Below are 545 nucleotides of genomic sequence, written 5' to 3'. Positions count from 1 at the left end.
TCACATCGCTGAAGCCATTCTCGGAAAGAAGGAAGGTCGTCGGTTCCTGCCGATCCTGGCCACCATCTTCTTCGCGGCTCTGTTGATGAACCTTGCAACGATCATCCCGGGACTAAACATCTCCTCCAACTCACGTATTGCATTCCCAATCGTGATGGCGGTAGCTGGTTACATCGCGTTTATCTACGCAGGCTCTAAGCGTTACGGATTCTTCAAATATGTGAAGTCTTCTGTTGTGATTCCGAACATTCCACCAGCACTTCACGTCTTGGTGGTTCCAATTGAGTTCTTCTCTACATTCATCTTGAGGCCAGTCACCCTGGCACTGCGTTTGATGGCCAACTTCCTTGCTGGCCACATCATCCTGGTTCTGCTTTTCTCCGCAACGAACTTCTTCTTCTTCCAGTTCAACGGATGGACAGCAATGTCCGGCGTAACCATCTTGATGGCAGTACTCTTCACGGTTTACGAGATCATTGTTATCTTCCTGCAGGCATACATCTTCGCTCTGCTGGTCGCTGTATACATTGAGCTTTCACTTCACG

At 49.2% G+C, this 545-nt stretch carries 1 protein-coding gene; it reads left to right on the top strand.

What is annotated here, in order from left to right:
- The coding region (locus MD273_RS19335; protein ID WP_239039289.1) for a F0F1 ATP synthase subunit A at nucleotides 1-545 on the top strand (545 nt) is incomplete at both ends.

This window comes from Marinobacter sp. C7, from assembly GCF_022343555.1.
Classification (GTDB): domain Bacteria; phylum Pseudomonadota; class Gammaproteobacteria; order Pseudomonadales; family Oleiphilaceae; genus Marinobacter.
Note: the sequence above shows the minus strand (reverse complement) of the source record. Positions and strands in the feature narration are given on the sequence as shown.